This is a genomic window from Mesorhizobium sp. ISC25, from assembly GCF_042295465.1.
GTDB lineage: Bacteria > Pseudomonadota > Alphaproteobacteria > Rhizobiales > Rhizobiaceae > Mesorhizobium.
In genome coordinates this window covers 4,788,477-4,809,497 of the sequence record NZ_CP135441.1, presented here as the reverse complement: position 1 = coordinate 4,809,497, position 21,021 = coordinate 4,788,477, and the positions used below count along the sequence as shown (strand labels likewise).

17 protein-coding genes are annotated in these 21,021 nt (G+C 60.8%); 11 read left to right on the top strand and 6 right to left on the bottom strand.

The window, feature by feature from the left end; translation table 11 throughout:
- Window positions 1–341: 341 nt before the first annotated feature.
- From RQ479_RS23745 to RQ479_RS23725, 5 genes are all read left to right on the top strand, one after another.
- Entirely contained in the window at window positions 342–1,697 is a 1,356-nt protein-coding gene (locus tag RQ479_RS23745) for a Glu/Leu/Phe/Val dehydrogenase (RefSeq protein ID WP_128288753.1), read from the top strand.
- Between the two features lie 98 nt (window positions 1,698–1,795).
- Entirely contained in the window at window positions 1,796–3,439 is a 1,644-nt protein-coding gene (locus RQ479_RS23740; RefSeq protein WP_128288729.1) for an MFS transporter, read from the top strand.
- 344 nt (window positions 3,440–3,783) lie between these two features.
- A complete protein-coding gene (locus tag RQ479_RS23735; RefSeq protein WP_245486643.1) occupies window positions 3,784–4,302 on the top strand; it encodes a UPF0262 family protein in 519 nt (172 codons plus the stop codon).
- 56 nt (window positions 4,303–4,358) lie between these two features.
- A complete protein-coding gene (locus RQ479_RS23730) occupies window positions 4,359–6,002 on the top strand; it encodes an MFS transporter (protein ID WP_128288730.1) in 1,644 nt (547 codons plus the stop codon).
- A gap of 178 nt (window positions 6,003–6,180) precedes the next feature.
- On the top strand, window positions 6,181–6,462 hold the full coding sequence (locus RQ479_RS23725; protein WP_206622050.1) for a hypothetical protein: 282 nt from the start codon (window positions 6,181–6,183) through the stop codon (window positions 6,460–6,462).
- Between the two features lie 480 nt (window positions 6,463–6,942).
- Here the strand turns inward: RQ479_RS23725 and RQ479_RS23720 are convergent, their stop codons facing one another.
- The 6 genes from RQ479_RS23720 to RQ479_RS23695 all read right to left on the bottom strand — a co-directional run bounded on the left by RQ479_RS23720 (window position 6,943) and on the right by RQ479_RS23695 (window position 13,111).
- A complete protein-coding gene (locus RQ479_RS23720) occupies window positions 6,943–7,971 on the bottom strand; it encodes a GlxA family transcriptional regulator (RefSeq protein WP_164895659.1) in 1,029 nt (342 codons plus the stop codon).
- A gap of 136 nt (window positions 7,972–8,107) precedes the next feature.
- Window positions 8,108–8,452, bottom strand: coding sequence for an acyl-CoA thioesterase (locus RQ479_RS23715; protein ID WP_376706009.1), 345 nt, complete (start codon window positions 8,450–8,452; stop codon window positions 8,108–8,110).
- Between the two features lie 174 nt (window positions 8,453–8,626).
- Window positions 8,627–9,808 (bottom strand): acetyl-CoA C-acyltransferase, encoded by a 1,182-nt coding sequence (locus RQ479_RS23710; RefSeq protein ID WP_128288732.1) that lies wholly within the window; start codon window positions 9,806–9,808, stop codon window positions 8,627–8,629.
- Complete coding sequence (locus RQ479_RS23705) at window positions 9,805–11,892, bottom strand: 3-hydroxyacyl-CoA dehydrogenase NAD-binding domain-containing protein (RefSeq protein WP_376702823.1); 2,088 nt, start codon at window positions 11,890–11,892, stop codon at window positions 9,805–9,807. Before RQ479_RS23705 ends, RQ479_RS23710 begins: the two co-directional genes overlap by 4 nt.
- A complete protein-coding gene (locus RQ479_RS23700; protein WP_128288734.1) occupies window positions 11,874–12,353 on the bottom strand; it encodes a MaoC family dehydratase in 480 nt (159 codons plus the stop codon). The genes RQ479_RS23705 and RQ479_RS23700 overlap by 19 nt, the downstream gene beginning before the upstream one ends.
- On the bottom strand, window positions 12,350–13,111 hold the full coding sequence (locus RQ479_RS23695) for a TetR/AcrR family transcriptional regulator (RefSeq protein ID WP_164895660.1): 762 nt from the start codon (window positions 13,109–13,111) through the stop codon (window positions 12,350–12,352). The genes RQ479_RS23700 and RQ479_RS23695 overlap by 4 nt, the downstream gene beginning before the upstream one ends.
- Before the next feature lie 121 nt (window positions 13,112–13,232).
- Between RQ479_RS23695 and RQ479_RS23690 the strand changes: the two genes are divergently transcribed.
- From RQ479_RS23690 to RQ479_RS23665, 6 genes are all read left to right on the top strand, one after another.
- Window positions 13,233–14,864 carry a class I adenylate-forming enzyme family protein gene (locus tag RQ479_RS23690; protein ID WP_164895661.1) on the top strand — a complete coding sequence of 544 codons (1,632 nt, stop codon included), beginning with the start codon at window positions 13,233–13,235 and terminating at the stop codon, window positions 14,862–14,864.
- 186 nt (window positions 14,865–15,050) lie between these two features.
- Window positions 15,051–15,518 carry a GNAT family N-acetyltransferase gene (locus RQ479_RS23685; protein ID WP_164895662.1) on the top strand — a complete coding sequence of 156 codons (468 nt, stop codon included), beginning with the start codon at window positions 15,051–15,053 and terminating at the stop codon, window positions 15,516–15,518.
- On the top strand, window positions 15,515–16,567 hold the full coding sequence (locus RQ479_RS23680; protein WP_128288738.1) for a histone deacetylase family protein: 1,053 nt from the start codon (window positions 15,515–15,517) through the stop codon (window positions 16,565–16,567). The genes RQ479_RS23685 and RQ479_RS23680 overlap by 4 nt, the downstream gene beginning before the upstream one ends.
- Window positions 16,564–18,186: a phytoene desaturase family protein gene (locus tag RQ479_RS23675; protein ID WP_376702822.1), complete on the top strand. Its 1,623-nt coding sequence runs from the start codon at window positions 16,564–16,566 to the stop codon at window positions 18,184–18,186. Before RQ479_RS23680 ends, RQ479_RS23675 begins: the two co-directional genes overlap by 4 nt.
- Window positions 18,173–19,744, top strand: coding sequence for an NAD(P)/FAD-dependent oxidoreductase (locus tag RQ479_RS23670; RefSeq protein ID WP_128288740.1), 1,572 nt, complete (start codon window positions 18,173–18,175; stop codon window positions 19,742–19,744). Before RQ479_RS23675 ends, RQ479_RS23670 begins: the two co-directional genes overlap by 14 nt.
- Window positions 19,744–20,970, top strand: coding sequence for an aminomethyltransferase family protein (locus RQ479_RS23665; RefSeq protein ID WP_245486644.1), 1,227 nt, complete (start codon window positions 19,744–19,746; stop codon window positions 20,968–20,970). The genes RQ479_RS23670 and RQ479_RS23665 overlap by 1 nt, the downstream gene beginning before the upstream one ends.
- Window positions 20,971–21,021: the final 51 nt, after the last annotated feature.

The window sequence follows — 21,021 nt, the reverse complement described above, 5'->3', positions numbered from 1 at the left end:
TCTCCGGTTTCAGTCGAAGAAATTTCCTGGGCACCTAAGATCGGCTCCATCGTGCGTCGATCGATTCATGAATGGGTGTCGTGAAACACATGTTGCATTGTGGTCAAACTTTGCTATTTTGAATTTCAGTAAGCCAGTTCTGGGCCTCATTGGATGGACGGATGTCGGCTCCCAATCAATATTCCCAGGAGAAAACACGAAGTGTATGCAACGTCTCAGCTACCGATGCGGATCGGCAAAAGTCAGTCTCGACATACTTCTTCTCAAGCTGAGAGAGGTGCATGATGCAGGTTGGTTCCGCAGGCTTTCTCGAAAGCGTCGACCAGAACTTCCGACATGCCATGTCTTTCCTGGATCTGCCGGAGGGTCTCGCAGAACGGATCATCCAGTGCAACTCGACCTATACGGTCCGGTTTGGTGTTCGGCTGCGCGGCCGCATGTACAGCTTCATTGGCTGGCGTTCGGTCCACAGTGAGCACTGCGAACCGGTCAAGGGCGGCATCCGTTACGCCTCCAATGCCGATGCCGAGGAGGTCGAGGCGCTTGCTGCTTTGATGACGCTGAAGTGCTCGCTCGTCGACGTTCCCTTCGGTGGTTCCAAGGGTGCACTTAAGATCGATCCGCGCGAGTGGACAGCGCAGGAACTCGAGCGCATAACCCGCCGCTTTACCCAGGAACTCAACAAGCGCGGCTTGATCGGTCCGGGCGTCAACGTTCCGGCTCCCGACATCGGCACCGGCGAACGTGAAATGGCCTGGATGATGGACGAGTTCCGCCGAGCCAATCCGACCGACGTCGTCAACGCACGCGCCTGCGTCACCGGAAAACCCTTGTCTAAGGGCGGCATTGCCGGGCGGACGGAGGCAACCGGCAGGGGTGTGCAATTCGCCATTCAGAGCTTCCTGCGCGACACCCGCACGCCCGGTCTCGACGGCCGGCGAGATCTCAAAGGAGCCTCCGTCGTCGTCCAGGGCTTCGGCAATGTCGGCTTCCACGCTGCCAAGTTCTTGTCGGAAGAGGACGGTGCGCGCGTCACCGTCGTTGCTGAACGCGATGGCTATGTGGCCAATCCCGAGGGCTTGTCGGTTGAGGCGCTGAAGCAGCATCAAATCCGCACCGGCAGTATTCTGGGCTTCGAAGGCGCCAAGTCCTTCGCCGACAGTATGACTGGCATCGAACAACCTTGCGACGTTCTCATCCCTGCGGCGATGGAGAACGCCATCCATGCCGAGAACGCGGAGCGCATCAAGGCGCACCTCGTCGTCGAGGCCGCCAATGGGCCAGTTACCTTCGATGCTGACAAGATCCTCCGCTCCCGCGGTGTGACCATCCTTCCGGACCTCTATGTCAACGCCGGCGGGGTCGTTGTCAGCTACTTCGAGTGGGTCAAGAACCTGACCCATATTCCGTTCGGGCTGATGGAGCGGCGGCGGCGCGAGCGGCGCAACCAGACGATAGCTGCTGCACTCGAACGGATGACCGGCAAGGAGTTCCCGGCCGACATTCGAGACGAGTTTCTCGAAGGCGGCGCCGAGATCGACCTCGTCCGCTCAGGTCTCGAAGATGTTATGCGCAGCACCTGGGCCCGGATCGGGGATCTACTGGAGAAGCAACCGGAACTCGGTGACTATCGCACAGCGGCTTATGTCGCCTCCATCCGGCAGATTGCCGAGGCATATGAGGCAATTGGGATCTGACTTATGTGGTTCAAGGGGAACGAAAAGGCGCCAGGAAAGAGGCGGCCACTAAAGCCCTCTGTCGAAAGGTGACAACCGAGTTGTGAGAGACATCCATCATGCAGCGTGAGGATTCCCATTCGGCCGTCTCGGCGGTACTAGCCCCTCTTCAGAACCGTGCGTTCCGCGCGATCTGGTCGGCTACGCAAATTTCTAGCCTCGGCTGGCTGGTGCAGACCACGGCGATCAGTTGGCTCATGGCGACGATTTCAGCGTCCGATGTGATGGTCGCGCTCGTTCAGGCTTCGTCGACGCTGCCGGCATTCTTTCTGTCCATCCTGGCAGGCGCTATCGCAGACAGTTTCAGCCGACGCGGTGTGATGCTCGCCGGCCACTGCCTGATTGCACTGGCATCCGCAACGCTGGCAATCTCTGTGGCACTGGGCTTTTCCAGCCCCTGGTTAATCCTCTGCCTCGGCTTTCTGGCGGGATGCGGATTTGCGCTGAACGATCCGGCCTGGCACGCCTCCGTTGGCGACATTCTCGAAAAGCGCGATATCCCGGCAGCGGTGACGCTGATGTCAGTCGGGTACAATATCATCCGCAGCATTGGTCCGGCTCTCGGTGGCCTTATTCTCGCTTTCCTCGGACCACTTGCCGCCTTCGTCCTGGCTGCGCTGAGCGATCTGGTGCCGCTAACCGCGGTGGCCCGTTCAAAATGGCATGTTCGCGCTTCTCCGCTGCCGCGCGAGCGCATTACCACAGCCATCCATGATGGCCTACGCTTCACCGCGATATCTTCGGAGATCCGAGCGGCCATTCTCCGCGGAACCTTGTTCGGACTGGCGAGCATATCCATCCTGGCGCTGCTGCCACTCATCGTACGAGATCGCTTGGCGAGCGGGCCGATTGTTTATGGCGCACTACTGGCCGCATTCGGCATTGGCGCATTTTCCGCTGGCCTTTGCAGCAGCCACCTGAGGCGGACGATGTCTCGAGATCAACTGCTCGCAGCCGCGTCCACCGCCTGCGCCGTTTGCTGCCTGACGCTGGCTCTCACATCGTCGCTTCCTTTGGCGGCCGTGGGTTTGGCAATTGGCGGTGCAGGCTGGCTTCTTACCTGGACCGGAATTGACGTCGCGATACAATTGTCGAGCCCGCGATGGGTCGTCGGCCGCACACTATCTATCTACTATGCCTTGTCGTACGGCGGCTTGGCGGCAGGCAGTTGGATCTGGGGTACCATTGCCCAGAACTACTCCCTGACCATCGCCTTCGAAGGCGCGGCGGCGGTCCTGTTGCTCGTTGCGGCCGGTGCTTTCGCGTTGCCGATCGAGCTTTGGGAGGAATCCGAACAGGGGTCGTCAGAGTTCGTCGCACCGTCGCTAGCACTGGATCTGAAGCCCAGAAGCGGGCCGATTATCGTCAAGGCCGATTACCTGATACCCGAGCACAACGTCGACGCCTTCCTGGACTGCATGCGCGAACGGCGACGTGTTCAGAGCCGGGCCGGTGCGCGGAACTGGTCGCTGCAGCGAAGCTTGCACACGCCCACGCTTTGGACCGAGACCTACTGGACGCCGACTTGGATGGACTACCTGCGCCTGAATCATCGGCTGACCGTCGGCGACAAGGAAATCGGCGTGCGTCTGGCCGCTCTGCATGACGGCGACCTTCCGCCTGAGCCAGCGCTGTCGATAGAGCGCGGAACCGGTCCGGCTCGCAGCCGCAGCCAGCCCATAACGCGCATTTCGCGGCCTTGAGGTGAAACTGGCGATGAGGAAAGCAGTCAATCAGCCGCAGCATGCTGTCCGCACATACTTCGAGGGCAGGTTCCCGACCTGCGCACGGCTATGTCTCCGGTCTCGTCGGGCCACTCGGCTGTCGTTGCCCCTGTCTCGACGACAGCCGCTTTTTCTTCGTTGTTCGGCGATGACGATGCGACCGTGGCAACGCGGAACAGCGAGACGGTCTCTAACAAGTTCCCCCTGCCTCCCAAGGCGCGTGGCTGTCGCTGGACATGTTTCGGCGGCAGCCACATTTTTCGGAACGCCGAGGGGCTTCGTCCGTGCCGACATATAACCACCGAAACAGAACGGGGCGCTCGATGACCTCCGTAACGATCACTTCGAGCGCCTTCCGCCTTTCCGCGGTATCATTGGACAATTCGTCCGGGCGCCCGACCAATTCAGAGCGGAAACACGAACAGGCTGTCGCGATTTTCGATCTGATTGACAGCAACAGTGTTGCGCCCGTCGATCACATCGGCGGCCCCTGCCGCTCTCTCTTGCGTTGGTGGAAAGGCCTGATGGTCTCTGTCACCACCGAAAGAGCCGGGCATGTTCTTTGCCATTATCAATCGCTCACGCCGTTCCGCCACATCCTGAAGGACTATGCTCTCGTTTGCAACGTCTACGCCGATGCCAAGGCGCCGCCGTCGCTAGATAAGCTTGAAGCGATCGACATGGGCCGCCGCGCCGTCCACAATGAAGCTGCTGCACTCCTGCTGGAACGGCTCAGATCCAAGCTCGTCATGGATCAGGAGACCGCCCGTCGGTTGTTCACGCTGATCTCCCTGCTGGTCACCCGCGATTCATTCGATCGCGCGGCACCCTTTCTACGGTAGCCGGAAGCTGTCTGCGACGGCGGGCGGCGCTACCTCTCCACAAGAGAATAAACGACATGTCGTCAAACGCAGAAATCGCATCCACAGGCTTGCTGGCGCCGCTGAAGAACCCGATTTTCCGTTCGGTCTTTCTCGCGTCTCAGCTCTCAAGTCTCGGCTGGCTGATGCAGACGGTGGCGCTCAGCTGGCTGATGGCCACGGTTTCAACCTCGGACGTGATGGTTGCGCTCGTCCAAGCCTCGTCGACGTTGCCAGCCTTCTTTCTGGCGGTCTTCGTCGGCGCGATTGCCGATAACTATAGCCGTCGCATGGTCATGATCGTCGGTCGAAGCCTGATGATGGCCGCAGCCGCGATGCTGACGATCCTCATGGCGTTTGGCATTACCGATCCTTGGCTGATCCTCGCGTTCAGCTTTCTGGACGGCTGCGGCATAGCGCTCAGCGATCCCGCCTGGCGCGCCTCGCTCGGCGACATATTGGAACGCCGTCAGCTGCCGGCTGCCGTCACCCTCCTCAATGTCGGGTTCAACACGGTGCGCAGCGTCGGTCCGGCGCTTGGCGGGATCATCGTTGCCGCTTTTGGACCGCTCGTCACATTCGCGCTGACCACGCTCGGTTTTATCGCCCCTCTTACCGCCTTGTGGCGCAATAACTGGAAGGTTGAAATATCGTCCCTTCCGCGCGAGGCGCTGATGACCGCCATTTACGATGGTCTGCGCTTCACCGCCATATCCTCGGAAATTAAGTCAACGATCGTCCGCGGAACGCTGTTCGGGTTCGCAGGCACCTCAACGTTGGCACTGTTGCCACTCGTTGCACGCGATGGCGTCAAGGGCGGACCAATCGGCTACGGCATCATGATGGGCGGTTTCGGCGCCGGCGCACTTCTGGCCGGACTGATGAATCCGACGCTCCGGCGGGTGCTCACGCAGGAATGGCTGGTGGTGCTTGCCTGCATCGCTTGCGCCATTTGCCAGGTATGGCTTGCGCTGACTTCTTCGCTCGTGGTTGCAGCGATCTCCCTCGCTCTTGGAGGCGCCGGGTGGGTGACGGCATGGTCCGGGCTCGGCGTGAACGTGCAGCTGGCAAGCCCCCGCTGGATCGTTGGGCGCACGATATCGATCCACAGCGCCTTTACCTATGGCGGCATCGCTGCCGGAAGCTGGTTTTGGGGCATCATCGTCCAAAACCACTCGCTTGCCTTGGCGCTCGGCTGGTCCGGTGTCGCAACCCTTCTGGTCGCGGTGCTTGGGCTCAAACTGCCGATCAGCAATCGTTCTGAATCGGAACTCGAACCCTCTGGTGGTTTCAGCGCACCTGCGGTGGCACTCGATCTGAAACCGAGAAGCGGCCCTATCCTCATCACGACCGAGTATGTGATCTCTGACGAGCACGTAGATCGGTTTCTGGAGATCATGCAGAAGCGGCGATACGCCCAAAGCCGTGTCGGGGCACGGCAATGGACGCTTACCCGGGATGTTCAGGAGCCGTCACGCTGGTTGGAAACATTCCGGACGCCGACCTGGACGGACTATCACCGTCTTCATCACCGCCTGACCGCGGCGGATAAGGAATTGGACAACCAAATTCTGAACCTGAGCGAGGAGAGCAAGCCTCCTCGAACGAGGATTCTGGTCGAACGGCCGACCGGCGGAGCGCGTAAGTCCTATCCGCTGGTGCCCTATTTTTCGCAGAAATAGCCGCGTGGGCATCCGAGCAAAATTGATGATTTCTGGCGCCGAGACGAAAGGGACACGACATGCTTTCACCTATGAAATAATGATGCCTGCGCTGGCTGGCGGAAGGTCGGAGCATCAAGGACTTCGCTCGGCTTGAGGCAAAACGCGTGAGCGAGATCGAAGAAGGCCTGCCGGCGCTATGGTCTCGCTGAAGGTCGCTGCGATCAAGGACGCGCTAAAGGCACTTCGACGTCTGATTGATAGGGACTTGGGCAAAGCATGGGACAGTCCCGATGCATCCATCGACCCACGCAAAAAGGTCATTCGGCTGCTGATCACGGAAATCGTCGTTGAGATTGTCGACGACACATTGGCGCTCGTCATTCATTGGCAGGGTGGCGACCACACTCGGATGATGGTGAAGAAGAACAAGATCGGACTGCGAGGCAGTCGCCGGATTTGTCGATCGCAGCGATGCTGAATCGCTTCGGAAAGCGGACCGGGCATGGCGGGAGCTGGACACGAAGTCGCGTTGGCAGTCTGCGCAACATCCACGACATTCCTGTCTCTCGCGAAGGCGAACGGGCCGAACGACTCTTGATGAGGCTGCCGACTACGCCATCGCAGTCGAGCTTTCATTATTGGCTGAAACTATCGGACGATCATGAAAATCTGTGAAAGAGAGACAAAAGCATATGCTCTTGACGATGACACAGGATCAGATCGGCATTATTGAAAGGCGCCGGCGCAACGGGAATGATGTCAGCAGTCTTATAATGCATTGGGGTACCACACTTCTGAAGATGAAGATGAAAATGAACCCGCAGCGCAAGGTGAAAAAGCGTGAAGACGCTGAAGGGAACCGAACTAATGACATTTAGTTTGCGCCTCGCTCGACGACAGTTCCGTTGTGCACAATTGGGTCTTTTCGGACGATACCTCTGGGCGCCAAGCTAAAACTTCAGCGTTCTATCAGGCGTCTGAAGGCGCATTGTGCGTCAGTCGATGTTCCGCTGGGGTGGTCAACTCTGCGGCAATCAGTCGGAGAAATGCCAAATGCGGTTCTGAAGGCCTTCGAAAAGTGTGATGGAGAAATAAATCCGGTGGCCACGGCAACGTCGATAATCGGCATGGCTGAATACCTTAGAAGTTCTAGCGCCCTTTCCAAACGGAGCCTCAGGTAGAACTTCTGGGGCGACATACCCATTTCTCTTTCAAATAGCCGCTCCACCTGGCGTCTCGAGATGGGAGAAGTTTCAACCAATTCGTTGATACCAATAGGATTCGCCAGATTACTTTCCATGAGATCGACGACCTTCAGGATAGGCGAACCGAGCCGCTCGAGCTTAATGTGCATCGGAGGTTTCTGGCGATCAGTGCTACACCGCAACGATCCGTAGAGCGTCTCGCCCGCCACCCACTCCGCCGTCGTACGACCGAAGTTGGACTCGACGATTCGCAAGATGAGATCGAGAGCAGACATTTCACCCGCGCAAGTGTGAAAGGGACCGTCGATCTCGTAAAGAGTCCGGGCAAACAGCACCCTTGGGAAGCGCTCGACTGCAACCCCGAAATCCCTCCAGTGGACGGCGCACCGGCGGCCACACAAAAAGCCCGCTTCCGCAAGGAGCATCGTGGCGCGACCCACCGCGATGACTTTCGTTCCGCGCGCGAGCCCTTCCCGAATCCAAGCCGTCAACCACTGTCGAACATCAGGCTGGGTGATTTCGGAAACCAGAACGATGAAATTCGCAGGGCGGGCATCGCTGCGCCGGCCCTCGCTCGTCGTGGCCCTGTTGGTCATTACGTGTTGCAAAGCATCAGAGGTAATTACACCGCCTTCACTTGAAACGACATCCCAGGTGTAGGCTTCCGAATCGAGGACTTTGTTGACCGCACTGAGACCAGCTACGATCGCCGAATATGCGAGGGTGGGAAATCCCTCAGCGACGAAGATCTTTAGCTTCTGGTTGGTTGTCCATTTGTCCATTACTGCTCGCTCGAGAAATTTCCAAGGACCCACCTTACGCGGCAACTCGGCTTTGAAGCAGGAAGGACGCATGTGACTGGTATTGCTCGCGTCCGTGTGGACACCGAGGAATGCCCAGCGGGCTGAGCGCTGCCTGTCATGCGAATGACGTAAGCTCTCGATCGAGCATTCTTTTGGCCGACACCTCATGCGCCGCATTTCTGATGTGATCTGGCAGCGAAATTGCCTTACGCTCTGCCAGATCGAAATAGACGGATTTTATCTCGTCCGTCGCTGCCAGATCGTCGTTCGAGTCCAGCATCCTATGGCACGTAGTCAAAGATCTGGTGCCGCATTCGACAACGCTACTCACAACGCAGAAGAGGTCCCCTGACCTGAGCTCCCGCAGAAAGTTCATGTCGTGACGTACATCCGCCCAGCCCTCGTTTCTGGTTACTCGTGCTTCGATGGAATAACCCAGCGACCGAACCAGGTGCCACATCGCTTGGTCGAATGCTGCCACATAATGCTGAACATTCATGTGGCCCATTGCGTCACATTGGAATGGATAGACAACACCTGTGTACGTTCGCATCGACAGACTCCCATAACGCGCTTAGGTGAGGCAACGGGGGTGAGTTGGGGAAATCGAAGTGCGCCGATGTTCTAGAGGGCGCTACGCAGCCTCAAACAGCGCCGCCGCACCCATGCCGCCGCCCACGCACATGGTAACCACCACATGTCTGAAGTTCCTCCGCTTCGCCTCGAGCAAGGCATGTCCTGCCATGCGTGCGCCCGACATTCCATAGGGATGACCAATCGAGATGGCGCCACCGTTGACGTTGAGCCGCTCCGACGGCAGGCCGAGCCTGTCGCGGCAATAGACCGTCTGCACTGCAAAGGCTTCATTGAGCTCCCAGAGATCAATGTCATCGACCGTGAGCCCGTGACGGCTCAATAGCTTCGGCACCGCAAAAACCGGTCCGATCCCCATTTCGGCGGGTTCGCAGCCGGCAACGGCCATGCCCCGGAAGAACCCGAGCGGCTCAAGTCCCCTTCGTTCCGCCGCCCTGCCGTCCATCACCACGCAGGCCGACGCGCCGTCCGACAGCTGGCTGGCGTTGCCTGCGGTTATGCTGCCGTCCGGATTCGAGACGGATTTCAATGCGGCCAGCTGGTCGAGGGTGGTCGTGGGCCTGTTGCCCTCGTCTCTATCAAGCGTGATGTTGACCTCTGCGGTCTCGGCGCGGGTTGTGTCCCTGGTCTTCATCGTGACTTCGATCGGCACGATTTCCTCAGAGAAGCGTCCGCCAGCCTGCGCATCCGCGGTGCGCTTCTGGCTCTCTAATGCATAGAGGTCCTGGGTTTCGCGCGAAACGCCGTAGCGGACCGCGACATTCTCCGCCGTGTCGATCATCCGCATCCAGATATCGGGCTTGTGGATGGAAAGCCATTCCTCCCGTTCGCTTGCAGTATTCATAAACGGTTCGACCAGGCTGATCGATTCGACACCGCCGGCGACCATGATATCCGCCTCGCCCAGCATGACCCGGTGCGACGCGAAGGCGATTGCCTGCAGGCCCGAGCTGCAGAGCCGGTTGACCGTCGCGCCTGAAACGCTGATAGGAAGGCCTGCACGTATCGCTGCAAGCCGCGCGATATTGCGGCCCGTCGCGCCCTCCGGCATGCCACAACCGAGGATCACATCGTCGATGTCCTCGGGTGCCACACCAGCGCGTTCGACGCTGGCACGGATCGCGTGCCCAGCAAGGGTTGCGCCATGCGTAGCGTTAAAGGCACCGCGAAACGCCTTGCCGATCGGCGTGCGCGCGGTAGAAACGATGACCGCTTCCCTCATTTCTGACATCTCCATGTGCTGAGCGCGATGCGCTCGTTCATCGCCCGGCGAAGCAATGTGGCCGGCACGACGCCTGACCTGTCGAAAAGGCGCTCCATCTCGGAAACCAGGTCGGCGAGCCCGAAGCGGTCGGCCCAGAAAAGGGGTCCGCCAAGCTCCTTCGGGAAACCGAAGCCCGACGTCCAGATGACGTCGATGTCACTGCCGCGCTCGACCAACCCCTCTTCCATGATGAGGCAGGCTTCGTTGACAATGGCGTGGAGGCATCGCGCCCGGATCTCCCTCTGCGAAATCGCCCGCCTTGCGATCCCCATTTCGTCAGCCCGCCGCGCGAGCAGTTCCGAGATCTGCGTGTCGGGAAGTGGCTCGCGGCTGCCGTTTTCGTAGCGATACCAGCCGAGGCTGGATTTCTGTCCCAGCCGGCCCAGCGCGACGACGCGCTCCAGCAACGGCGTTTGGCGGCCCGCCTCCCGTGCCAGGGTAGGATTTTCCTGCGCCATTTTCAGCGCCACATCGTTTCCCGAAAGGTCGTAGACGGCGAAGGGTCCCATCGCGAAACCGAATTGATGCAGCGCAGAGTCGACATCCTGAGGCTCGGCGCCTTCCTCCAAAAGCAGCGTCGCCTGGCGCAAGTAGGCGGCGAGCATGCGGTTGGCGGCGAACCCTGGACCGACCTTGACCGTAACGGCCACCTTGCGCAGAAGCTTGGCGATCGCCATGCAGGTGGCGACAACCGCATCGTCGGTGCGTCGGCCGACGACGATTTCTACCAATCGCATCACATTCGCCGGGCTGAAGAAGTGCAAACCGACAACCCGCTCGGGATTGGGAACGTTGTCGGCTATCAGGTCGATGTCGAGGCTCGACGTGTTGCTGGCGAGGATAACGTCGCTGCTGCAGATCCTGCAGAGGTTTGTAAACAGCGCGCATTTCGCGGCCATGTTCTCAACGATGGCTTCGACGACGAAATCGGCCGCCGCCGCGGCTTCCAACTGGTGGGAGAAGGCCAGCCGCTCGTCGAATTGTTGACGAGCTTGCGCACTGAGGCGGCCCCGTCGGACGGATGTCTCGAAATGCTCGTCGAGGAGCTGCTTGGAATGCGCCAAACGCTCCGCATCCTGCTCGACGACAGTGACCCTCAGGCCTGCATCCAGGAATGCAAGGGTTATGCCCCGGCCCATGGCGCCGCCGCCAATGACGGCGACCTGGGACGGAATAGTAGGCTTGGCCGCCTCCGCGGACCTTCCCTGCCGCTCAGCCTTAAACAGGTAGATGAGGCCTTGCGCCGCCGGTGACTGCAGGCAAAGCGCAAAATTATGCGCCTCCCGCTGGAGACCCCGATCGAAATCGAGGGATCGGGCGGCCTCTATCGCATCGGTCGCCTTATTCACCGCGAAGCCGGGCTGGACGCGTCTGGATGGAACGAAATTGCCGACAGGAGTCGCCACGCTTCTATCGCTCGTGCGCGCTTTGGGCCGAGCCGTAGTTTCCCCGGCGATAAACAGTGCCCGCTCCAGGGGGGACTCATCGACTATATCGGCGAGCCCGAGTTGCGCAGCCTGCAGGCCGGTGATGGATTCGCCCGAGGTTATCAGGGCGCATGCATTGTCGATGCCGATCAATCGGGAAAGCCGCTGGGTGCCTCCGGCGCCCGGGATCAGGCCGAGCTTGATCTCCGGCAATCCCAGCGTAGCCGATTGCGCCACGACCCGGAGGTCGCAGGCCATAGCGATCTCCAGGCCGCCGCCCAGACATATCCCCTCGATTGCTGCGATGACGAATTTGCCGCACCGGCCAACCCGTTCAACGAAGGCACGGACGGAAAGCCCCGGCGGCACCTTATCCACATCGAGCATCTCAATATCCGCGCCGGCGCTGAAGTGCTTGCCGACGCCGACAATGACAATAGAATGCACCTTCGGATCTCGTTCCAACCGGTCGAGTTCGGCCGCCAGGCGCGCTATGACGGGCGTGGCAAGGACATTCAACGGAGGAGCTTCGATCAGCAGCAAGCCGACGCCCGGCATGACGGATGCAGCGCGAACTTCCTTGACGCGCGGCGGCATCAGATCTTCTTGAACCACAACGTCCTCCAGTCGCAGACCATCGCCGGCTTTTCCGAGCCTTCGAGTTCCACAGTATTTCGCGTGGTGAGCAGTTTGCTGCCGTCCCCTCGCGGCTCGACCGACAACAGGCTGGTCAGCAGGCGAATGCGCGAGCCGACGGGCACCGGCTGGGTGAACCGCACCCGGTCGAGACCGTAATTCAGGGCTAGGTCGAGGCTCGGATCGGCGACACCCATCTTGTGCCAGAACTGAGTGAGTAGCGACAGGACGAGGAAACCCTGGACGATCGTGCCCTTGTAGACCGTCTCGCTCGCGCGCTTGGGATCGATGTGCATCCAGTCGTCATCGAGGGTCGCCTTCGCGAATGTATCGACCTGCTTCTGATCGATCTCGAGCCATTTCGATGCGCCGATGCTCTTGCCGACGAAAGAATCGGCGCTCTCGAATGAGAAAGGCACGGTCTCCTGGTGAACGGTCATTTCTGTTCTCCGCGTTTCTGATGTGCCCGGTTTTCGTCGACCCCCGCGAGTTCCTCGACATTGAACATGTGGTTGGCGGCGAGGAGATTGTCTGCGAAACGAAGCCGTTCCGCTGGCGGATCCTGCGCGTAGACGGCGCGATACCAGAGCACCGACAGGACTTCGGCCGCGTGATCGTTCGAGGCGACCAAGGCCACGAGCCGGGGATCCTTGACCACGTAGATCAACCGCAACAGTTCATCGACCATGGCGGCCAGCCCGTAGCCGACCAGTTGCAGAAGCTCGCGTTCGATCTTCTTGTTCTGGCGACGCGTCATGCCGTCGGCGAATATTCGGGAGAACCGGTGGTTGGTGTCGTTCCACAGCGCCTGGAAGTCGCTGTCGATATCGCAGAGCTGCTGCAGGCAGCGGAGCAGTCCTGCATTGGAGCTGTAGACCCGCACATATTGCGTGATCTTGGCCAGCACCGTGGAGAACGGATCGGAACCGCCGATGGCCAGTCGGTTCTGGTCGTCAAGGAACGTAACCAGCTCGGTCATTAGTTCGACCGTGATGGCCTTCTTGTCCAGGAAGTACGTGTAGAAGGTCCCGACCGCCACATCCGCGCCGCGCGCGATGTCGGGAATGCGGGCGTCCAAATAGCCGATCTGCTCCAGGACGTCGATCGCACCGAGCTTTAGCCGGAGGCGTGTCCTGTCGCCTTTGGGAGCGCTGGCTGCCTCCTCGACGAGTTTGGCGACATGATCTCTAAAACGCAAAAGGCACCTCTTGTGGTTGGACCGCAGGAACCGTTGCTTCGCGGGCCCCTTGACAGCTGCTGGCAAAGACGAATAATTGAAAATGAATTCAACGTCAATTCCTAAGGACGATCTTAACGCCATGTTTCGAGTAAGCATCCCACAGCCGAATGCCGGGCCGGAGGCTCTGCGCCGCCGCGTGGAAGCGGCTCTATTGCCGAACAACCTCTTTGAGCTGCTCGAGACCTGCGCGTCGGATTCCGCCGACAGGATCGCGATGGATTTCTTCGAAGACGGTCGGCAGATCACCTATGGCGACTTTGCGGCGGATGCGAGTAAGGCGGCGCAGGGACTGAAGGGGCTAGGGGTCCGCAAGGCGAGCAGGGTCGCACTGATGACGCCCAATATCCTCGAAAACCTCGTCGCCTGGTTCGCCTTGCTCAAGCTCGGTGCCGTCACCGTGCCGATCAACCCCAACTCCACTACGCGCGAAATCGATTTCATGCTGGGCGATTCAGGTGCCGATATCCTGATCACGGTCGAGGACCTGCACGAGAAGCTGCTGGCGTGCGAATCCATGCCGAAACTCCGGGCTACGGTGACGATCGGCGCAGGCGCCCTGCCCGGCGGAGTGAGCTGGTCCGAACTACTGGTATCGGACACCGCTACCGGAATTGCCGACGAACCCGTGCAGACAGGCGATCTCGCCAATATCCAGTACACGTCGGGGACGACAGGCTTTCCGAAGGGCTGCCTGCTGACGCATGAATATTGGCTGAAGCTCGGCTGGGTTGTCGCCGAGGAAATCGAGACCTCGCTCGACAAGCTCCTGGTTCCACAACCGCTTTTCTACATGGAGCCTTTGTACGTCCTAATCATGTCCATGTTCAACCGCGCAACCTTCTGCTGCGCCCGGCGCATCAGCTCGACACGGCTGCTCGACTGGATCAAGACCCTCGGCATCAACTACTGCAATTTCCCGGAACTCGTGCTGCGGCAGCCGCAAAAGGCCGACGATCGCGAGAACGAGCTTAGACTCGTCCACGGCTTCGGCATCAATCCCGCCCGCCGCCAGGAAATCGAGGACCGGTTCGGCACCATCGCGCGGGAGGCCTATGGCACGACGGAGCTGGGCGCCGTGCTTTATGTGCCGCGTGCCGCGACCGAAAAGGCGAAGAGTGCCACCTGCGGCATTCCCGCTCCGTTTCGCGAAGTGAAGATCCTGCGTCCCGACAACCAGCCGGCTGCCGCCGGCGAACTCGGCGAGCTCTGGGTTCGCGGACCTGGCATCTCGCTCGGCTACAACAACCGGCCGGACGCAACCAAACGCGCGCATGTCGATGGCTGGTTCCGGACCGGCGACCTCTTCACCATGGACCAGGAGGGCTGGTACAGGTTCGAGGGTCGTCTCAACGACGTCATTCGCCGAAGCAGCGAGTTCATTTCGGCCTATGAGGTCGAGCATGTGATTTCGAAGCTCGAAGCGGTACGCCAGGTCGCAGTCGTCAGCGTTGCCGACGACCGGCGCGGAGAAGAAGTCAGGGCCTGCATCGTCCTCGGCGACGAAGCCGCCCCCGACGCGCTGCCGCCCGCGACGATCGCCGCGCACTGCGTCACCGCGCTGGCCCCCTTCAAGGTGCCGCGCTTCATCACCTACCTGCCAACGCTTCCGATGACAGCGAATGGCGATAAGGTCGACAAGCCCCGCTTGCAGCAGGTCATCTTGTCGACGAATCCGGCCACCTTCGATCGCGAGACCTCGCAATGGTCATGAAACGCGCCATCGACGGCAGCGCCCGCACTGCCGTTCCCAGCCTTCGCCGTAGTGGTCGCGCTGCTCGTGTGCCTACTGGCCTTCGTCCTGGCCTATTCATTCTGGATCTGGCCCAGCGCCGGCCCCGAGATCCCCGCTTTGGATTGCATGCATCCGCATGTTGTCTCGTGCCGGAGGAATAGCGCCATGACTTCATCGACTCTGGCCCTGGTTGAGGTCGACGCCCACAACTGGGAAGCCTGTGCCTGGCTCAAGGTTCAGGAGCGCCAGACGGCTTTCGTGTTCACGGCCGCCTTCTCGCTCGCCCAATGCGCCTACGTGCCGGAGCTCCTGCCCTTCGCCGTCGAGGTCGACCAGCGCGTAGTCGGCCATATCGTCCTCAAGCCGGACGACAAATCGAGCTGGATCCACCGTGTCATCATCGGGGCGGAGCACCAGGGCCACGGCTATGGACGAGCCGCCGTCGAAGCTGCGATCGCTCTTCTCGTCGAGACGACCGCCTGCCGCGAGATCATGCTGGCGGTCACGCCGGGAAACGAAATGGCCACACGCCTCTATCATTCGCTCGGTTTCGTCGCGACGGGAGAATTCAAGGACGGCGATGCCGTCTATTGCCTCGCGCTCAACCGCAAGGCCTCACAGGCAATTTCATGAAGACCGTCTATTCCGACAAACATCGGCTGCACCAGCCGCGCCACTTTCTGAACAGCCGCTTCGATGTCCCGAATCCGGAAGTGCCCGAACGCGCCGATATCCTGCTCAAGGCGGCCAGAGCTGCGGGTTGTGAAGTCGTCCCGCCGAAGGATTACGGCCCCGGCGCGCGGGAGGCTGTCCACGACGCCGACTATTTAAAATTTCTCGAGACCAGTTGGGACAGGTGGCAATATGTGGATCCCAACGCGGTCGAGATCATCCCGAATGTGCATGCGGTCGGGCGCGGGCGCGGCGCCTATCCGCAGGCGGTTGAAGGCCAAGCGGGCTTTCACCTGACCAATGCCGCCTGCCCGATCTCGGCGCATACATTCGAGGCGGCCGGCGAGAGCGCCAATGTCGCAGCCACTGCGGCCCATCTCGTTCTCGAAGGCGAGCGGTATGTCTATGCCCTTTGCCGGCCGCCGGGGCACCACGCATCGAGCAATACCGCATCTGGATTCTGCTACCTTAACAATTCGGCGATTGCAGCCGCGATCCTTCGAAGCCGATACGATCGCGTCGCCATCCTAGATATCGACCTGCATCACGGGGACGGCACGCAGGAGATCTTCTATGAGCGCGGCGATGTTATGACGATCTCCATCCATGCCGATCCGCAGCGCTTCTATCCTTTCTTTTCGGGCTATGCGTCCGAAGTCGGCCATGGCGAGGGAGAAGGCGCCAACATCAATATTCCGCTCGAACGCGGCTCGGGCGACGACGCATTCCTGCGCGCGCTCGAGATCGCGATAGGCGTAATCGATCGCTTCTCGGCATCCGCCCTGATTTTGGCCATGGGCCTCGATGCGTCGGAAGAAGACCCGTTCGGCGGGCTGAAGGTTACCGGCGGCGGATTTTCCCGGATCGGCGAGATGGTCGGCAGGGCCGGCCTGCCCACCGTGCTCGTCCAGGAGGGAGGCTATGTCTACCCCTCGCTGGGAGCAAATCTGATCCGTCTGCTGCACGGATTCGAAAAGACACAGGCCGCTCTGGGAGTGAGGGCAATATGAGCAAGAGTTATGATGCAATCATCGTGGGAGCCGGTCACAACGGCCTCGTTAACGCGTGTTATCTCGCCAAGGCGGGGTTATCGGTTCTCGTCATCGAGAAGAACGACTGGGTCGGGGGCGCGGCTACAAGCCGTTCGCATTATCCGGGGTTTGTCTATTCCAACTGCTCCTATGTGTGCAGCCTGCTACGCCCGGAAATCATTCGCGACCTCAACCTGCCGCGTCACGGCCTGCAGATCCTTCCTTTCGAAGGCGGTGCGGTCCTGACCCAGGACGGCGACGCGCTCGCGAGCTACCGGAACCACGACGCGCATCGGCGCGAACTCGAACGCTTTTCGCTGAAGGACGCCGAGGCCTACGAACGCTATGCGGCCGACTTGATCCGCCAGTGCCGTTTCATCCAGCCGATGCTGATGCGCACGCCGCCAGACCCGACTTCGTTCCGCCCGCGCGACGTTTCCGAACTGCTCTATATCGGCAAGAAGTTGCACGACCTGACCGAACGCGAAATGTGCGACATGATGCGTTTCTGGACCATGTCGATCTCGGATTTCCTCGACGAATATTTCGAGACGGAAGTGCTGAAGGCGAAGCTGTCGATTTCAGGCATCATCGGCACGGCGCTGGGGCCGATGTCACCTGGAACGGCCTATGTCCTGCTCCATCACTACATGGGCGAAGTCGACGGCACGATCGGTGCCTGGGGCTATGCCCGGGGCGGCATGGGCGCGATCACGCGGGCGCTGGCGCAATCGCTCCAGTCCTATGGCGGCGAGATCCGGCTGAACGCCGGCCTCGACAAGTTCCTGGTGCGCGGCGGCCGCGCGGTCGGCGTGGTTCTGGAAAACGGCGAGGAGGTCCGGTCCCGGATCGTCGTCTCGAACATGGACGCCAAGCGGACCTTCCTCAAGCATGTCGACGAGAAGGAACTGCCGGACACGTTCCTGAAGAAGGTGCGCAACTACAAGATCCGCGGCTCGTCGGGCAAGCTCAACATCGCGCTTGACGGCCTGCCGACATTCCGCGCCCTGCCGAAGGGATCGCCCTGCATCAAGGGCGACCTGCATTTCACCGATACGGTCGAACGCATGGAGCAGGCCTGTGACGACTGGAAGGCCGGCAAATGGTCGGCCGATCCCTTCATCGACCTGGTGATTCCCACCACCGTCGATCCGACAATGGCGCCGCCGGGAAAGCATTTCATGAGCTGCTTCGTGCAATATTGCCCGCCCAAGGTCGAGGGCCGGGACTGGACCGACGCCGATCGCGACGCCTTCGCCGAGACCGTGGTCAGCCAGATTGCCGACTATTCCGACGATTTCCGCTCGAAGATCCTGCATATGGAGGTTCGCACCCCGCGCGAGATCGAGGCCGAGGTCGGCCTGACCGAAGGCAACATCTTCCAGGGCGAACTGACCTTCGACCAGATTCTCTTCAATCGCCCGATCCCCGGCTATGCCCAGTACAGGGCGCCGATCTCCGGCCTCTATATGTGCGGATCGTCGACCCATCCCGGCGGCGGCGTCATGGGCGCCCCCGGCCGCAATGCGGCGAAAGAAATTCTCATCGACCTGAAGCGGAACACAACTGTGGTGAGCGATGCCTATGCGATCCTTTGATATCATCGTAATCGGCGCCGGCCACAACAGCCTCGCATGCGCCGCCCTGCTGGCCAAGTCGAAGCACCGGGTCCTGGTGCTCGAGGCCGGCCCCGAGATCGGCGGCGCGGCGCGAACGGCGGAGTTCGCGCCGGGCTACAAGGTCTCCCCGGTCGCGCATATCGTCAACCAGATCGACCCCGCCGTCATCGCCGCGCTCGATCTAGGACGTCATGGCCTGGAGCTTTCCCCGGCCATACTGCCGACCACACTCCTCTCGCCGGACGGCCGCAATCTGGTGATGCGGGGCGGCTTCGGCGATACGATTGACGGCGACTTGTCGAAGGCCGATCTCGCCGCATGGCGGAAGCTGCGCGCCAAGCTTCTCAAGCTGGCCGACACGCTCGGACGCATGCTGTCCGAAACGCCGCCACGCCTGAAGAACGGTGAACTCGCGGACTGGATTACGCTCGGAAAACTGGGGCTTTCGATCCGACGGCTGGGTCGCGAGAGCATGCGCGAACTGCTGCGCATGATCTTGATGAATATCGCCGACGTGCTCGAAGAAGAGATCGAGGACGATCGCTTGAAAGGCGCGCTCGCCTTCGACGCGGTGCTGGGCAACCATTTCGGGCCCCGCTCGCCGAACACGCTCCTGACGCTGCTCTATCGTCTCGCCGGCCAGGTAGGGGGCGTCCAGGGCGCCGTCGCGCTTCCCAAGGGTGGAATGGGAGCGGTCGCCAAGGCTTTTCATGCGGCCGCCACAGCCGCCGGCGTCACGGTTGAGACCAATGTCAAGGTCCACAAGATCCTGATCGAGGACCACCGTGTCGCCGGCGTGCTGACGGGCTCCGGCGAGAAGATCGCCGCGAAACTCGTAGTATCAGGCACCGATCCCCGTCAGACCCTGCTCGACCTCGTCGGTCCGAGACATCTCGACACCGAGTTCGTCCGCCGCGTCCGGAATTTCCGCGCGAGAGGCAATGTGGCGCGCGTCCACATCGCGCTGAACGGCATGCCGCGCTTCAACGGCGTGGACGGCAAGGGCATGGCCGGCCGGTTTCTTGTCGCTCCGGGCATCAACGCGCTCGAAAAGGCTTTCGATGCCTCCAAATACGGCCGCTTCTCGCCCAATCCGGCGCTGGAGATCGTCGTCCCGACCGTGACCGATCAGAGCTTTGCTCCGGCGGGGCATCACGTCCTGTCCATCAACGCCATCTATGCGCCCTATGCCTTGAAGGGCGGATGGAATGAGGAGCAGCGTGCTGGCTTCCTGGAAAGCGTTCTCGCGACGCTGGATACCGTTTCCGCCGGCCTGCGCCGGCAGATCGTCAGCACCGAAGTCCTTACCCCGGCGGATCTCGAGGCTCGCTACTGCCTGCCGGGCGGTCACTGGCATCACGGCGAACTCGCGGTGGACCAGATGTTCATGCTCCGGCCGGTACCCGAGACGGCGCAATACGAGACTCCGCTGAAGGGCCTGTGGCTCTGCGGCGCCGGCAGCCATCCCGGCGGCGGGATCAGGGGCCTCGCCGGCCTCAATGCAGCAAAGCGAATCCTCAAACAGAGGGCCGCGTGATGACAAGCGCTGATCAGATGCACAAATCCTTTCCTCGCGACCATTTCCGCAAGCCGTTGCAGGAGACCCCGTTCTACCCGCGCATCTCCGAACTCTCGACGACGCATGATTGGCACGGCTGGGCCGGCTATCTAGCCGCCGGCGTGATCGCCAATGAATCGACGGAGTATTTCTCGATCCGCAATTCGACATCGGTCTTCGACATCACGCCGATGGTGAAATACAGGATCACCGGTCCCGACGCGGCCGCCCTGCTCGATAAGATGACCCTGCGCGACATCACGAAACTCGCACCGGGACGGGTGCAATATACCGCTTGGTGCAACGACGACGGCAAGGTGATCGACGACGGGACCTTATTCCGCCGCAGCGCCGACGAATTCATTCTGTTCTGCCAGGAGCGGCATTTCGCTTGGCTTTGCGACAGCGCGGTCGGCTTCGACGTTTCGATCGGCGATGTCAGCGAGGATTTTGCCGGCCTTTCCGTCCAGGGACCGACATCCTGCACCGTCCTAAAGGAGGCTGGCTTTACCGGCATCGAGACATTGAAGCCTTTCGGCATCCGCGATTTTGTGATCGACGAAGCAGCCATTATGGTATCGCGCACGGGCTTCACCGGCGACCTTGGCTATGAACTGGTCCTGTCGCCGGACAATGCGCTTGGCCTCTGGGACAGGTTATTCGATGCCGGCGCGCTCTACGGCATCACATCCATCGGCAGCAACGCCCTTAACCTCGCGCGGCTCGAAGCCGGATTCATCGCGACGAATTCGGATTTCGTCAGCGCCGCCACGGCTATCCGGGCCGAACGGAGGCGCTCACCCTTTGAAATCGGGCTCGGGTGGATGATCGCCTTCGACAAGGCCGCGCATTTTACCGGCCGGAAAGCTCTCCTGCGCGAACGTGACAGCGGCAGCTCGCGCTATGCCCTCGTTGGTCTCGATACTGAGGGCAACGTCCCCGCCGTCGATTCCCTCGTCTACCTGAACGGCAACAAGGAAATCGGCCATGTCACGGCTGCGGCTTGGTCTCCCACCGCCAAGCGCAATATCGCGATCGCCTCGCTCCAGAGCAAGTATGTCGGCAAGGACAACGATAATCTGTGGGTCGAGATCTACACGCTTCGCGAACTGGGATGGCGCAAGCTCAAGGTCCGGACCGCGATTGTCGAGCGGCCCTTCTTCACCCACAAGCGTCGTTCGGCGACCCCACCCGCCGCCTTCTAGCTGTTTGATCCAAGGCTTTGACGGTTCATCATTGTCGTCCGAATCAAAGGA